Raw genomic sequence first — 14,845 nt, 5'->3', positions numbered from 1 at the left:
TCATTCGGGTGATTGTCGATGGTCTGTGGGATTCAGCGGTAATACGTGACGCGGCCGGAGTCGATCCAGTGCCGCACGAGCGCCGACTCCAGGTCGATCCGGTGCTCTGCTCCGACCGCCGAGGGGTCTCCGTAGGCGTGGTTCCATGATGTCTGATCCGGCGCGTCGACGAAGGAGAATCCGGCCGCATCGACCGTGGCGTCCGGGAACAGGCGGGTGGCGATCCAGAGCATCACCGTCCCCGTCGTCGCCCACTGGCCACCGCTGCGCGGATCGGCTCCCATCGCCTCGCCGAGTGGCAGCACCACCTCGCGGTTCGGCATCGTCACGATTCCGAGATCCGCGGGCCAGAAGGCCGGGAGCTTCGGGTTCTCCCAGAGCAGGCGCCCGGGTTCGATCATCAGGTAGAGGCGCTCGGAGTAGCCCTCGAAGAACCAGGGCGTCGGACGCACACCACGATTGAACACGACGACGTCGGCGCGCCGACCCACCGACGGCATGCCGTCGACGTCGTCGACACGGAAGCCGTTGACTCGGAACACGATGTCAGCCGTGTCGATCATCGCGGCGCGCTCGTCGGACGGCTCGAGCGGCTGATTTCCGACGACGGCGATCCGACGAGCGGTATCCGCTCGTCCGTATGCCGTGACGAGCGGACGGAGTCGGTCGTAGAAGTCGACCTCTCCGGCAATCGCCCTGTCATCACCGACAAGATCCGTCACACGCCCCATGAGACCTCAGCTTAGGGCACCGCGGCGGCTGTCCCATCGGCGGGGCGGCGAGTCACGGAGAGGACGCGTCTAGAGTTGTCGGCGTGACTTCTTCGCAGACCATCCCGCTCTCCACGGCGAGCATCGGCACCGGCTCCCCCGTGTTCACGATCGCTGAGATGTCGGGAAACCACAACGGCGACATCGATCGGGCGCTCGCGATCGTCGACGCGGTCGCCGCCACCGGCGCCGACGCTCTCAAGATCCAGACTTACACCGCCGACACGCTCACGATCGACTCCGACAAGCCCGCCTTCCGGGTCGCGAGCGACCACGGGCTCTGGGGCGGCAGGAACCTCTATTCCCTCTACCAGGAGGCTCACACGCCGTGGGAGTGGCATGCGCCGATCTTCGATCGCGCGCGCAGCCACGGACTCATCCCCTTCTCGACGCCCTTCGATCCGAGCTCGGTCTCGTTCCTCGAAGAGCTGGGGGTCGAGATCTACAAGACGGCATCCGCTGAGATCGTCGACATCCCGCTCCTCCGGGAGGTCGCCCGCACCGGTAAGCCGATGATCGTGTCGACCGGCATGGCGACGCTCTCGGAGATCGATGCGGCGGTGACCGCCATCCGCGGTGCCGGAGGCACCCAGCTCGTGCTGCTGGCCTGCACAGCGGCCTACCCCGCGGTTCCCGAAGAGGCGCGACTGGGCAACATCGCGGCGCTCCGAGACGCCTTCGACGTGCCGGTGGGACTCTCGGACCACACGCTCGGGATCGGGGTCGCGGTCGCCGCTGCGGCCCTCGGCGCGGTCGTGATCGAGAAGCACGTCACGCTCGACCGAACAGACGGCGGCGTCGACGCGGACTTCTCTCTCACGCCCGACGAGTTCAGCGCTCTCGTCGTGGCCTCCGAACAGGCGCGCGTCGCGTCCGCGAGCGGTGTGTCCTTCGGACCGACCGCTCAGGAAGAAGCGGTGCTCGCCCTTCGCCGTTCGCTGTTCGTCGTCGCCGACGTCCGAGCCGGCGACACCGTGGGACCCGAGAACGTGCGGTCGATCCGCCCCGCCGGCGGACTCCGCCCCGATGACTTCGCTCTGGTGAGCGGACGCACGTTCACGCGAGACGTCGAACGCGGCACCCCGCTGACCTGGGATGCGCTCTAGACCGCGCTCCTACGAGAGCCGCCACCGGGCGAGGGTGAGGAAGCCGGCATCGTCGGCGGGCAGGTACGGCAGATAGCCGGCGCGCTCGAACAATCGTCGTGATGCGACGTTGTCGCCGTGCACGGTGGCCACCATGCGCACCGGCGGCTGTGCGGCGAGGGCTCGCTCCGCGGCCTGGAGCACCGATGCCGCCACCCCGCGGCCACGGCTCTCGGGTGCGACCGTGATCGAGATCTCCCACTCGTCGGCCGACCGTCGGTCCCATCGGCAGGTGGCGACCGGCACTCCGTCGGACTCGACGATCAGGAGTCGCCGGTCGGGGTTCCGCAGGCTTCGCGCGAGCCAATCGGTGTGCGATCTCCAGTCGATCTCGCCGCGTGAGCGCGAGCCGGAGCGGACCTCCGGGTCGTTGCGCCACTCGAACAGTCTCCGCCCGTCGTCGACGTTCGCCGCACGGGCGACGAGTCCGGAGGGAGGCTCGACGGAAGGGCGGGTCGTCAGCAGCTGTTCCCAGGACGCCACGATCCGCCAGCTCCCGAGTCCGTCGACGGTCCGCTTCAGCTCGGCGGCCGTCCGGGCGAGCGATGCCGGAGAAGCCAGGAGATCGGCGAGCGCGCCGATCCTCTCCTCGAGTCCGTGATGGGGCGGCTCCCCGAGGCCCACCGCGAGCCCCTGTTCGACGACCTGACGGTAGCCGACCCGCTGGTTGTCCGCCACGCAGACGAGCGCCATGGGAAGACCCATGCACGCGAAGTCCCAGACCGAGGTGCCGGCAGCCGTCACGGCCAGGTCGTGGGACGCGGCGATCGCGGGGAGGTCCTCGACGAAGCCGAGGACCTGGACGGCATGACGCGAGGACCCCGCCGCGGACAGCACGTCGGGACGCCGCCGGGGGTCGATCACCGTGATCTCCACCGGAGAAGGAACGCGATCGAACGCGGCGACGACGCGCGCGGTCACGCCGTGAGGGTCCGTGCCGCCCATCACGATCAGCACGCGAGGCGCTGCCGCCGCCGTTTTCCGGGCGTCACGCTGAGCGAGCACCTGAGCGCGTACGACAGCCGCGTCGATCCCGGCCAGATGACTCCGGCTGCGTTCGGGACTCGCGAAGGTGCGCTCGGACGCCAGATTGGCATCGATGGCCAGATCGGCATCGCGCACACCGAACGGACCATCCTGCATGTTGCTGAGCAGCACTGCGAGGGACGAGAGATCGGGGACTTCGCGATAGGTGTCCAGATGGATCACGTCGGCGTCCCGCCCGAGCTCCGCGAAGTCGCCGAGGCTCGCCGCGGCGCCGTCCACGGTGAGCAGCTCGAGTTCCGGATCCATCCGGCGCAGGACCTCCGCGCCGACCGCATCCACATCGCCGAACACCGACGCCGCCCACCCCCGGTCCCGCGCCTCGCGGGCGATGGTGAGAGTGCGCATGAGGTGCCCCATGCCCGCCTCGACACCGGCATTGCAGTGCAGGAGGACCCGTCGCCCGCTCATCACACGTCCCTCTCCTCGGGGGCGCGGCTGCGCCCACCCGATAGGATAGGCCGGGCATGGAACAACCCGAGCATCCGTGCCATCACGACAACGCTGAGGAGACAGAGTGTCGGTTCTCGAGGGCGCGAGCATCCTCATCACTGGCGGCACCGGGTCGTTCGGCAAGGCGTTCATACGTCACGCCCTGACCCACATCAATCCCCGGCGTCTCGTGATCTTCTCGCGCGACGAACTCAAGCAGTACGAGGTGCGGCAGCAGTTCGGCGACGACCCTCGACTCCGGTGGTTCATCGGCGACATCCGCGACGAGAGGCGACTCGCTCGCGCGCTGCACGGCGTCGACTACGTCGTTCACGCCGCTGCCCTCAAGCAGGTGGACACGGCCGAGTACAACCCGTTCGAGTTCGTGAAGACGAACATCCTCGGCAGCCAGAACGTGATCGAGGCGTCGATCGACGCCGGTGTGAAGCGCGTCGTCGCGCTGTCGACGGACAAGGCCTCGAGTCCGATCAACCTCTACGGTGCGACCAAGCTCACGGCCGACAAGCTCTTCATCACCGGCAATCACTACGCAGCCGCGTACGACACGCGGTTCGCGGTGGTCCGCTACGGCAACGTCATGGGATCCCGCGGCTCGGTCATCCCCTTCTTCTCCCGCCTGGGTGCCGAGGGAAAGCCGCTTCCCATCACTGATCTTCGATGCACGCGGTTCTTCATCACACTCCCCCAGGCGGTCGAGATGGTGATCGACACGTTCGAGCTCATGCAGGGCGGCGAGCTCCTCGTTCCGCGGATCCCGTCGATGAAGGTCACCGATCTCGCCCACGCCGTCGTGCCGGGAGCGGAACTCGTCGATGTAGGCCTGCGTCCGGGCGAGAAGCTCCACGAGGAGATGATCAGCCCGGAAGAGGGCCGTCGCGCCGTCACGGTCAGCGATGGGAAGTACTTCATCATCCAGCCCGACCTCGCGTCCTGGGGCTATCAGATGCCCGCCGGAGCCGTACCCGTGCCGGAGGGCTTCGCGTACCGGTCGGACAGCAACGATCAGTGGTACTCGCAGCAGGAGATCTCCGAGATCATCGAGGCGGGGATCTGACGATGCTGCCCTACGGACGGCAGTCGATCTCCGAGGAGGACATCCAGGCCGTCGTCGAGGTGCTCCGTGGCGACTGGCTCACGACCGGCCCGGCAGTGGCCGCATTCGAAGCGCGACTCGGCGAGATCGCCGGCGGGCACCGGGCGGTCACCGCGACCTCGGGCACGGCGGCGCTGCACATGGCGTACGCGGCTGCGGGGGTCACGCACGGAGACACCGTGATCTCGACTCCGATGACCTTCATCGCCACGACCTCGATGGCGTCGGTCCTCGGGGCCGACATCGTCTTCGCAGACGTCGAGGAGGACACAGCGCTCATCGACCCGGACGCGGTCGACGCCCTCGTCGATGAACGCACCAAGGTGATCGCCGCCGTGGACTATGCGGGACACCCCGCCGACTACGACAGACTGACAGAGATCGCGGCGCGTGTGGACGCGCTCGTCCTCGACGACGCCGCCCATTCGATCGGCAGCACGTACCGGGGTCGGCCGGTCGGCGATCTCGCGGACCTGACGACGTTCTCGTTCTTCCCGACGAAGAACCTCACGACCGGCGAGGGCGGTGCGCTCGTCGCCAAGGATCCGAAGATCGCCCAGCGCGCCCATGAGTTCCACTTCATCGGGCTGGTGCGGGATGCCGATCGCTTCGCGATGACGACGGAAGGCGCGTGGCATCAGGAAGTCCATGAGTTCGGGTTCAACTATCGCCTCGACGACATCGCCTGTGCACTCGGGATCGCCCAGCTGGCGCGGCTCGACTCGTTCCGGCGGCGACGCGCCGAGATCACGCGGCGCTACGACGCGGCTCTCGCAGGCGTCGACGGGGTCCGTACTCCGATCCAGCGTGACGACGTCGAGCTGATCCGGCATCTCTATCCGGTGCGCATCCTCGACGGACGCCGTCGGACGGTCTTCGACCGGATGCGCGCGGACGGCATCGGGGTGCAGGTCAACTACATGCCCGTGTACTGGCACCCCGTGTACGCGGACGCCGGTTATCGCCGCGGAATGTGCCCGAACGCGGAGGCCTTCTACGCCGAGGAGCTCTCGCTCCCCATCCACCCCGAGCTCACCGACGACCAGGTCGACCAGGTCGTCGAGTCGCTCCTCAGGGCTCTGCGTTGACGCGGATCGGGATCATCACGCAGGCGCGGATGACCAGCACCCGTCTTCCGGGGAAGGTGCTGATCCCGGCCGGCGGCCGCTCCATGCTCGACCACCACCTCGACAGGCTCGCCGCCACCGATCTGCCGATCGTGCTCGCCACCACCACGAACGCCGCAGACGACCCTCTCGCCGCGCTCGGGCACGCACGCGGCATCGACGTGTTCCGCGGCAGCGAGACCGATGTGCTGAGTCGGTTCGCGGGGGCGGCTTCCTCCGCCGAGTTGGATGTCGTCGTCCGAGTGACGTCGGACTGCCCGCTGATCGATCCCGCCGTGGTCCTCGAAGGCGTCCGTCGATTCATCGAGCTGGACGATCCTCACGCTCATGTCTCCAACGTCCTCCAGCGCACGTACCCGCGAGGCTTCGACTTCGAGGTGTTCTCCGCGGCCGCTCTCGCCGACGCCGACAGGAACGCCACCGAGCCGGCGGAGCGCGAGCACGTCACCCCTTATCTCTACGCGGGCGGGTCACCGCGGGCGAACATCCACTCGATCACGCAGGACGTCGATGCCTCGCGCTATCGGGTGACGCTGGACACTCCGGAGGACCTGACGGTCATCCGCAGCCTGATCGAAGAGCACGGTGCCGCGTCGCTGGACGCGACCGGGATCGTGGCGGTGCTCGACGCGCATCCCGAGCTCGCCGCGTTGAACGCGCACGTCGAACAGAAGAAGCTCGGGGAATGACCGGGAGATCGCCGGCGAATCCCGCTCAGCCGCGGTTGTAGTCGGCGTTGTAGCGATCGAGGACGTCCGCGATCGGCCCGTCGAGCACGAGCCCGCCCTTGTCGAGATAAAGACCGCGGGTGCAGAAACGGCGGAGGTCGCGCTCGTGGTGACTCACGAAGAAGAGGGTGCGCCCCTCGGCGAGCAGCTCGTCGATGCGCTTGTAGCACTTCTCCCGGAAAGCCTTGTCTCCGACCGCCAGCACCTCGTCGACCAACAGGATCGGCTCATCGAGCTGCGAGACGACGGAGAACGCCAGCCGCACCTTCATCCCGTTCGACAGGTGCTTGTAAGGAGTGTCCTCGAATCCGGCGAGTTCGGCGAAGGCGATGATGTCGTCGTATCGTCGCGCCACCTCGTCTCGCGACATGCCATGCAGGCCCGCCGTCAGAGCGACGTTCTCCCGCACGGTCAGGTCCCCCACGAATCCACCCGTGATCTCGATCAGCGGAGCGACCCCGCCGTGCACGGTCACCGATCCCTCGTCGGGGAGCAGCACCTTGGCGACGAGACGGAGAAGCGTGGACTTCCCCTGACCGTTGCGCCCGACGACGCCGATCGATTCTCCTTGCTGCACCGTGAACGAGACATCGCGCAGCGCCCAGAACTCGCCCGGACGCGAGCGACGCGACGCACCCGCGAACAGGTCCTTGAAGTTTCGGCTTCCACGGCGGTTCCGACGGAAGCGGACACCGAGATCCTTGGCCTCGATCGCGACGGTCATCCCAGCTCCTTCAGCACGGAGCGCTCGAGGGAGCGGAACGTCCACACGCCGAGGGCCAGGATCACCAGGGTCATGCCCACGCTGACCAGCAGTGTGAAGGGGTTCCACTGGTCGGGGAAGAACGGCATCCGATAGAGCATGAAGATCCCTGCGAGAGGATTGAATGCACCGAGCGTCTGGAAGATGCCGGGGAGGTCGGTGACGTTGTAGATGATCGGCGTCGCGTAGAACATGGCTCGGAGGATCAATGCGGTCGTCCGTTCGAGGTCGACGAAGAGGACGCAGAGCGGAGCGACCAGCAGGCCGAGTCCCACGAGGAGGACGGTCTGGAGGAACACCGCGACCGGCACCCAGAGGACTCCCCAGCCCACCTGCACCGTGTGCGCCGGATCCTGCTCGACCAGCAGGTTGATGATCACGAAGGCAGCGAGCACAGGCAGCGAGAAGAGGAACTCGATTCCCTTGCTCAACACGATGCGGTTGACCCAGATCGAGCGCGGGATCGCGGTCGATCGTACGAGCCGCGCATCCTTCTTGAACGCGCGCGTGAAGTCCGTGACCGACGTGTTGAACCACACCCAGGGCAGCAGAGCGCTGATGAGGAACACGATGTACGGATCCTCGCCGACGTCGCGGTTGAAGATCTGCGTGAAGACGAACCAGTAGATCACGCTCATGACGAGCGGATCGAGTACCGACCACAGATAGCCGAGCAGGCTCGTCGAGTACCGCACCTTGAGGTCTCTGGCCGACAGCAACCACAGAGAATGCAGATAGCGCCGGGGCGTCCCGGGCGCCCCGACAGCAGCGTGACTCACGGTGTCGAGTCTACGAGAGCGAGTTGTTCCACAGCGACAGCGCCGAGCCGATGGCCATGTGCATGTCGAGGTACTGGTACGTGCCGAGGCGTCCGCCGAAGTGCACGTCCTTCTCGCCCCTCGTGAGCTCGCGATAGGCGAGCAGGCCGTCACGGTCCATCGGGGTGTTCACCGGGTAGTACGGCTCGTCCTCGCGGTTCGCGAAGCGAGAGAACTCCCGCATGATGACCGTCTTGTCCGACTCGTAGACGTCCTTGCGCTCCGGGTGGAAATGCTTGAACTCGTGGATGCGCGTGTACGGCACATCCATATCGGGGTAGTTCATCACGCTGGTGCCCTGGAAGTCGCCGATGTTCAGCACCTCCTGCTCGAAGTCGAGCGTGCGCCAGCTGAGGGCACCCGCCGTGTAGTCGAAGTAGCGGTCCACGGGGCCTGTGTAGACGATGGGCAGCTGTCCGACCGTCGCCCTCTTGTTCAGGGGCTGAGCCTCATCGAAGAAGTCGACGTTCAGCTTCACCTCGATGTTGGGGTGATCGGCCATCCGCTCGATCCACGCGGTGTAGCCGTCCGTCGGCAGCCCCTCCCACGTGTCGTTGAAGTAGCGGTTGTCGTATGTGTATCGCACAGGCAGGCGGCTGATGATGTCGCCGGACAGCTTCTGCGGATCCGTCTGCCACTGCTTCGCGGTGTAGTCGCGGAAGAACGCCTCGAACAGGGGGCGGCCGACGAGCGCGATGCCCTTCTCCTCGAAGTTGGACGCCGTCTTGACGTCGAACTCCCCCGCCTGCTCGCGCACGAGGGCCCGTGCCTGGTCGGGCGTGTAGGCCGACTGGAAGAACTGGTTGATCGTGCCGAGGTTGACCGGCATCGGGAACACGGTGCCCTTGTGCGTCGTGTACACGCGGTGCACGTAGTTCGTGAAGCTCGTGAAACGGTTGACATACTCCCACACCGTGGCGTTGGAGGTGTGGAACAGATGCGCGCCGTAGCGGTGGACCTCGATGCCCGTCTCGGGCTCGGCCTCGCTGTAGGCGTTCCCGCCGATGTGGTGGCGACGGTCGATGACCGTCACCTTGCGGCCTGCATCGGCGGCGCGTTCTGCGATGGTGAGGCCGAAGAAGCCCGACCCGACGACAAGAAGATCCATGTTGCTGCTTTCTGCCCACAAGGCTGACATCCGCACGGCGTCGCGCGGCACACAGCAGACAACTCTACCTGCAGCGCACTCGGCGCTGCCTGTCAGCCCGCCTCGGTGCCGAGAGGCCCTCCCACGTCCAGCATCTGCTGGAGCATCGGGGCGAGCGTGCGCCCATACGAGTCGGAGAGGTGATTGTCGTCGATGTAGACGGCGACGTTGCCGATCGAGCCCCTGCACACGCCCTCAGGACACAGCCAGGGTCGGAAGTCCACCGCGATCACCCCGTCAGCCGCCGTGAGATCGTCGAAATCCTCTCCGTCGACGAAGGCGAGTTCGGGCACGTCGCACGATGCGGCGTCGGCACCCGGAACGACCTCCGAATCCTCCGACACGCACTCGTACATGTCGAAATCGAAGCGAGGATTGTCGCGCACGGCGATCACCTGGATGCCGTTCGCCGTGAGCTCCTCCGCGATCTCGCGGATCCCCTCGACGAGAACCTCGGGAGACGAGGGCGTCGCCCGGGTCGCGACCAGGTAGACCGCATCCGGCTGGACCCTCATCGCATACTCGATCGCCGCGGCGCGCCATTCGTCGCAGGGTGTACCCGCCGCCGACCAGGTCGGAGCTCCGATGCCGATGGCGCACCCTCCCTTCAGCAGAGCGACGAGGCCCCATCCCTGCTGATCGGCGAGAACGGCGAGAGGCGACATGAGCTGCTGTGCGTGCGAATCCCCCATCACGAGCACTCGCCAGGCGTCGGAGTCCTCCGCTGCCGCGGTCTGGGCGCAGCTGCCTGCCAGCGCAGGCTCCACAGGTTCGAGGTCTCCCGCGCAGCTGCCGTTCAGGTCCACCCACTCGTCATCGAGCGCCGTGGCCGGCGGCATCAGCGGGAGGTCGGTGACGGCGAGATCGATCGGCGAGTCGATCTGGGCGGCACCCGGATACCCGCCGCTGTCGCTGTCCATCAGCGCCGCCGCACGATGCTGGATCGTGAGCTGCCAGGCGGCGAGGGGTGCGGCGACCAGCAGGACCGAGGCCGCGAGTGCGAGGACGCCGAGACGACGGGAGCCATCGAAGAACGCGGCGTCGCGGATCGGGCGCTCCACGAGCGTCGACACGATCCGCGCCAGCACGAACGAGACCAGGACGATACCGGCGCCGGCCAGCCATCCCGGCTCGGACCTGCCGCTCACCATCATCCAGGTCACGAGGACCGGCCAGTGGACGAGGTAGAGCGCGTACGCGTCATGGGAGACGAATCGCAGCGGCGCCGACTCGAGGATCATCGCGGGGCCGCCACGCGGGCGGTCGCGCCCGGCGACGATGACGAGCGCCGTGCAGATCACCGGCCACAGAGCGAGATACCCGGGGAATCCGCCCTGCACGTCGAGCACGATTCCGCACATGACGATGCCGACGATCCCGACCCAACCGAGGAGTGCGGCGATCGACGGTCGGACGCGGACATGCGGGAGAGCGATCGCGACGAGCGAGCCGGCCGCGAACTCCCACAGTCGCGTGCGGGTGTCGAAATAGGCGAAGGACTGGGCGCGCATCGTCTCGACGACCGAGAATGCAAGCGAGGCGACGAAGATCGTCCCGAAGACGACGGCGAGTGCGGGGATGACGAGGTGGCGCCGACGACGGAGGATCAGCCAGACCGCGGCGATGATGAGCGGCCACAGGATGAAGACCTGTCCTTGGACCGACAGCGACCAGAAGTGCTGGAACGGACTCGGGGTCGCGGAGTCGCGAGCGTAGTAGTCGACCTCCGACAGGGCCAGCGTCCAGTTCTCGACGTAGAAGAGACTCGACCAGGCCTCACGCCAGACGCGCGGCCACTCGGTCTGCGGATACGCCGCGAACGCGACGCCGAGGACGCCGACGATCGTCACGGCCGCGGCGGGCAGCAGCCGCCGGAAGCGGCGCAACCAGAAGGACGCGAGCGCGAGCGGACGCTCCGACCCGACTCGTCGCACGAACGACGCGGTGAGGAAGAAGGCGGAGACCATCAGGAACACGTCGACGCCGCCCGAGACGCGCCCCAGCCACACGTGGTACGCCACGACCAGCAGGATGGCGAGCGCGCGCAGACCGTCGATGTCCGCGCGGCGGGTGAGCGGATCCCCGGCGACAGGCGCGGTCGGAGGAAGCGGTGTCGGGTGCGTCGTTTTCATGAGGGGCGGCGTATCGGCGAGGGGTGTCGCCGCAGTCGTCTCGGGTCGACCGTCTGCCTCTGCCAGCCTATCCGCCCGTTGCGAGCAGTCGCTCGGCCGCCGCGTCGATCTCGGTTCCCAGCAGTCTGGCGTATTCGAGATTGAGATGATCCGCGTCGTAGTAGACGGGGATGCCGCCGACCACGGCGTAGCACGATGTCGCGTCGCAGAATCGGTCGGTCAGATCCAGCACGCTGATCGACGGTGACTCTGCCTTAGCGCCCGCCACGACCACCGGGTCGACCGGGTGCGCCTCGGCTCGAGGGCGCGCGCAGGACTTCGGGTCCTCGGCATTGTGCAGCACGCAGTCGGGGCTTCTGACCTCAGCGTTGAACGGAGGATCCGCCAGCGCGAGCACCTTGATCCCCTCCTCGCTCCACCGCGCCCAGTAATCGAGCAGTCCGTCCGACATCTGATCGACCTGCGGCCGGTCGCTGCCGTCGTCCACCAGCTGGAGCCGCGACGCCATCGCGGTGATGACGAGGTCCGGATCCTCTTCGGCGACGGTGTCGGCGAGGTCGCTCGACCACTCGCGGCACCTCTCGACGTCGGCGGCACCCCACGCGCTGCGGAACCCGATGAACTCGACGTCGGCTGCGGGACACCCGCCGTAGAAACTCGTGTCGACGATCCAGCCGTGCTCCTCTGCGATGTCGAACACAGCTCCCTGCCACTGCTGCGCATGGGAGTCCCCGATGAGCCATACCCTCGTCGGATCCTCTTCGCCTCGCGAGAAATCGCACTCGTGGGTGGTCTTGAGGTCCCCATACGTGAGAATCGGCAGGAACTCGCCGCACTCCGCAGGCGTGTAGAAGTACTCGTTCTTCTTGGTCATCACCGAATAGTCCGCAGCCCCGAAAGGGTCGTCGCACTCGGCCCCCGGTGCGAGCGCCGAAGGCCCTTCGCACGTCGACGCGGCGAGGTCGTCCGGTGGGCTGTCCGCCTCGACCCTCGCCGCATATGCGGCAAGGACCGCCGCCACGAGCGCCGCGATGACGAGCATCCCCGCGACCATGAGCCCGAACGCGCGGCGCGAGGAGCCGCGCCAATATCCCCAGGTCTGTCCGGCGTCTTCGACGAACCTCTTCGTGAGCACGGCCAACACCAGCGAGATGGCCAGAACCGCGATCTTCGAGAGAGTGCTCGCTTCGCCACCGATGACGAACGGGGCGACGACGATGAGCGGCCAGTGCCAGAGATAGAGCGAGTACGAGACTCCGCCGATCCACTGCACAGGTCTCAGTGCGGTCACCTTCGCATGCCAGAGAGCGGCGTGCGAGTTTCCGGCGAGGATCACCGCTGCGGTGCCGAGAACCGGCACCAGTGCGGCGTACCCGGGGAAAGAAGTCGCATGATCATAGGCGAAGGCGGCGACGACGATGAGGCCGAACCCGAGCAGGCTGACGATGTCGGCCGCGGCGCGTCCGAGCGGGATTCGACTGCCGAGCAGCGCGACCGCCCCGCCGATCGCGAACTCCCATCCGCGCGTGAACGTCGCGAAGTACGCCTGAGGCGGAGCCATGGTCGTGTAGACGACGCTGGCGACGAAGGAGGCGACCCCCACCAGCGCGACGACCGCGATCAGCGCCGTGGCCGTCCGCGCTCTCACTCCGCGTCGCGTGTCCGGTCGTCCGGTGCGCCGCGACACGGCCAGCGCGGCCACCAGCAGCACGGGCCAGACGATGTAGAACTGCTCTTCGACCGACAGCGACCAATAGTGCTGGACCACGCTCGCCGCATCATTGAGCGCCGAGTAGTTGACCGACATCGATGCCAGGAACCAGTTCTCGACGTACCCCGCGCTCGCTGCGACCTCCCAGGCGCCCCGCTCCCAGCGAGGGTAGGGAAGGAACAGCACGAGAAGCACGAGCGACACCGCGAGGACGAGCAGCGCCGCCGGAAGCAGGCGCCGGATCCGTCGGGCGTAGAACGCACCGAGGCGCACTCCCCCGGTCCGTGTCATCTCGCCCACCAGGTGCCCCGTGATGAGGAAGCCGGAGATCACGAAGAACACATCGACTCCGACGTAGCCGCCGGGCAGGCGCATCGGCCAGAGGTGATTGAGCACCACCAGGCCGATGGCCACGGCGCGAAGTGCTTGGATGTCGGTTCGGAACACCCGCGCCTTCGGCGCCGCGGTCGGAGCGTCTGCGCTCCGCAACGACACGCTCACGACGCGAGATACTCCCTGAGGAGTTCGTCTCCCACGCGAGGGGTGAAGCCGATGCTCTGCACCCGGGTCAGGTCGAGGACGCTGTTCGTGGGGCGCGGAGCGACGGGCGACGTCGCCGCGGCGAAGTACGCGTCAGTCGACACACCCGTGACCCGCGCCGGATCCTCGCCGACGAGTTCGAACACACGGCGGGCGACGTCGGCCCAGGTGACGCTCTCGCCCTCGGATGTCAGGTTGTAGACGCCGAACGGCGGGCGGGTCTCGACGAGGGTGCGGATGAGGCGCGCGATCTCGGCCGCGAACGTGAGTCTCCCCCGCTGGTCGTCGACGACCTTCGGGTCGACTCCCTTCGCGGCCAGCGACGCCATGGTGCGCACGAAGTTCCCACCACTCCCGATCACCCACGAGGTGCGGACGATGTAGTGACGAGGGGCTGTGGAGACGGCGAGATCGCCCGCCGCCTTCGACTGGCCGTAGACGCCGAGTGGACACACGACGTCGTCCTCCGTGTACGGTCGCTCGGCGGTTCCGTCGAAGACGTAGTCACTCGACACATGCACGAGGGTGATGCCGTGCTCCGCAGCGATGCGAGCGAGAGCTGCCGGTCCGGCGGCGTTGACCGCCCACGCATCCCGCCTGCCCTCGGGCGTCTCCGCACGATCCACGGCCGTGTACGCGGCGGCGTTGATGATCGTGTCGTAGTCGCGCCACCGTCGCGCGTCGGTCAGAGTCGTCGATCCGAGATCGAAATCCGCGCGCGTCGTCCATTCGACGCTGCCGACGCCTTCGAACTCGGCTCGCAGCGCGGTTCCCAGCTGCCCGCCCGAGCCGATGACGAGGGTCTTCTTCGGGGCGACCGGCTCGACATCCGCGAGACGCGGGTGTGCGAGGTCCTTCGCAGACACCTCGGCCTCGGCGAGCGGGATGGGCCACTCGATCGCGACGGTCTCGTCAGCGAGATTCAGGAACGAGTACGAGGCGTCCGGCGACCAGTGATCGTTCACGAGGTAGGTGTACGCGGTGTCAGGCTCGAGGGTCTGGTAGGAGTTGCCGACGCCGCGAGGCACGAAGATCGCCTTCGAGGGATCCAGCTCCGCCGTGAAGACCGCTCCGAATGTCGGGCCTTCTCGCAGGTCGACCCAGGCCCCGAAGATCCGACCGGTCGCGATCGACACCCACTTGTCCCACGGCTCGGCGTGGATCCCGCGAGTCGTGCCGACGGCGTCGTTGAAGGAGACGTTGTTCTGCACCGGACCGAAATCGGCGAGGCCCAGTGCGGTCATCTTCTCGCGCTGCCAGTTCTCCTTGAACCATCCGCGCGAGTCGCCGTGCACGGGCAGATCGAAGATCTCGAGCCCGGGAATCGTCGTCTCGGTGCGACTCAGAGGCTTTCCGAAGTCGATCTCGCTCACC

The 14,845-nt window shown here is 67.2% G+C and carries 12 protein-coding genes; 4 read left to right on the top strand and 8 right to left on the bottom strand.

Features of this window, described 5'->3' with window-relative positions; genetic code table 11:
- Window positions 1-32 precede the first annotated feature (32 nt).
- Window positions 33-722, bottom strand: a complete 690-nt coding sequence (locus tag ASE34_RS07295) for a hypothetical protein (RefSeq protein ID WP_200955164.1) — start codon at window positions 720-722, stop codon at window positions 33-35.
- Between the two features lie 92 nt (window positions 723-814).
- Here ASE34_RS07295 and pseI point away from each other — a divergent pair, with 92 nt between their 5' ends.
- Complete coding sequence (pseI, locus tag ASE34_RS07290) at window positions 815-1,876, top strand: pseudaminic acid synthase (RefSeq protein WP_053095644.1); 1,062 nt, start codon at window positions 815-817, stop codon at window positions 1,874-1,876.
- A gap of 9 nt (window positions 1,877-1,885) precedes the next feature.
- On the opposite strand, the gene ASE34_RS07285 is transcribed toward pseI, so the two are convergent.
- Window positions 1,886-3,370 (bottom strand): bifunctional UDP-2,4-diacetamido-2,4,6-trideoxy-beta-L-altropyranose hydrolase/GNAT family N-acetyltransferase, encoded by a 1,485-nt coding sequence (locus tag ASE34_RS07285; protein WP_056278199.1) that lies wholly within the window; start codon window positions 3,368-3,370, stop codon window positions 1,886-1,888.
- A gap of 106 nt (window positions 3,371-3,476) precedes the next feature.
- Between ASE34_RS07285 and pseB the strand changes: the two genes are divergently transcribed.
- From pseB to ASE34_RS07270, 3 genes are read left to right on the top strand one after another with little or no spacing between them, the layout of a single operon-like run.
- Window positions 3,477-4,466, top strand: coding sequence for a UDP-N-acetylglucosamine 4,6-dehydratase (inverting) (gene pseB, locus ASE34_RS07280; protein WP_056278197.1), 990 nt, complete (start codon window positions 3,477-3,479; stop codon window positions 4,464-4,466).
- A gap of 2 nt (window positions 4,467-4,468) precedes the next feature.
- Entirely contained in the window at window positions 4,469-5,593 is a 1,125-nt protein-coding gene (locus ASE34_RS07275; protein ID WP_056278194.1) for a DegT/DnrJ/EryC1/StrS family aminotransferase, read from the top strand.
- A complete protein-coding gene (locus ASE34_RS07270; RefSeq protein WP_268778154.1) occupies window positions 5,479-6,321 on the top strand; it encodes a glycosyltransferase family protein in 843 nt (280 codons plus the stop codon). Before ASE34_RS07275 ends, ASE34_RS07270 begins: the two co-directional genes overlap by 115 nt.
- Before the next feature lie 25 nt (window positions 6,322-6,346).
- On the opposite strand, the gene ASE34_RS07265 is transcribed toward ASE34_RS07270, so the two are convergent.
- The 6 genes from ASE34_RS07265 to rfbD form a co-directional block, all read right to left on the bottom strand.
- Window positions 6,347-7,084: an ABC transporter ATP-binding protein gene (locus ASE34_RS07265; protein ID WP_056278192.1), complete on the bottom strand. Its 738-nt coding sequence runs from the start codon at window positions 7,082-7,084 to the stop codon at window positions 6,347-6,349.
- A complete protein-coding gene (locus tag ASE34_RS07260; protein WP_056278189.1) occupies window positions 7,081-7,902 on the bottom strand; it encodes an ABC transporter permease in 822 nt (273 codons plus the stop codon). Before ASE34_RS07260 ends, ASE34_RS07265 begins: the two co-directional genes overlap by 4 nt.
- A gap of 10 nt (window positions 7,903-7,912) precedes the next feature.
- Complete coding sequence (gene glf, locus ASE34_RS07255) at window positions 7,913-9,049, bottom strand: UDP-galactopyranose mutase (RefSeq protein WP_056278187.1); 1,137 nt, start codon at window positions 9,047-9,049, stop codon at window positions 7,913-7,915.
- Window positions 9,050-9,141: 92 nt separating this feature from the next.
- Window positions 9,142-11,220: an acyltransferase family protein gene (locus ASE34_RS07250; RefSeq protein WP_056278184.1), complete on the bottom strand. Its 2,079-nt coding sequence runs from the start codon at window positions 11,218-11,220 to the stop codon at window positions 9,142-9,144.
- A gap of 67 nt (window positions 11,221-11,287) precedes the next feature.
- Complete coding sequence (locus ASE34_RS07245; protein ID WP_082586553.1) at window positions 11,288-13,432, bottom strand: acyltransferase family protein; 2,145 nt, start codon at window positions 13,430-13,432, stop codon at window positions 11,288-11,290.
- A complete protein-coding gene (rfbD, locus tag ASE34_RS07240) occupies window positions 13,429-14,844 on the bottom strand; it encodes a dTDP-4-dehydrorhamnose reductase (protein ID WP_056278177.1) in 1,416 nt (471 codons plus the stop codon). The genes ASE34_RS07245 and rfbD overlap by 4 nt, the downstream gene beginning before the upstream one ends.
- Window position 14,845 lies beyond the last annotated feature (1 nt).

Origin of the sequence: Microbacterium sp. Root280D1, from assembly GCF_001428975.1 — a bacterium.
Lineage (GTDB): Bacteria > Actinomycetota > Actinomycetes > Actinomycetales > Microbacteriaceae > Microbacterium.
Note: the sequence above shows the minus strand (reverse complement) of the source record. Positions and strands in the feature narration are given on the sequence as shown.

What these genes read in the sequence shown, in the direction of transcription:
- ASE34_RS07285 (WP_056278199.1), bottom strand. Translation starts at nt 3,370, where the DNA reads ATGAGCGGGCGACGGGTCCTCCTGCACTGCAATGCCGGTGTCGAGGCG.
- ASE34_RS07275 (WP_056278194.1), top strand. Translation starts at nt 4,469, where the DNA reads ATGCTGCCCTACGGACGGCAGTCGATCTCCGAGGAGGACATCCAGGCC.
- ASE34_RS07265 (WP_056278192.1), bottom strand. Translation starts at nt 7,084, where the DNA reads ATGACCGTCGCGATCGAGGCCAAGGATCTCGGTGTCCGCTTCCGTCGG.
- glf (WP_056278187.1), bottom strand. Translation starts at nt 9,049, where the DNA reads ATGGATCTTCTTGTCGTCGGGTCGGGCTTCTTCGGCCTCACCATCGCA.
- ASE34_RS07250 (WP_056278184.1), bottom strand. Translation starts at nt 11,220, where the DNA reads ATGAAAACGACGCACCCGACACCGCTTCCTCCGACCGCGCCTGTCGCC.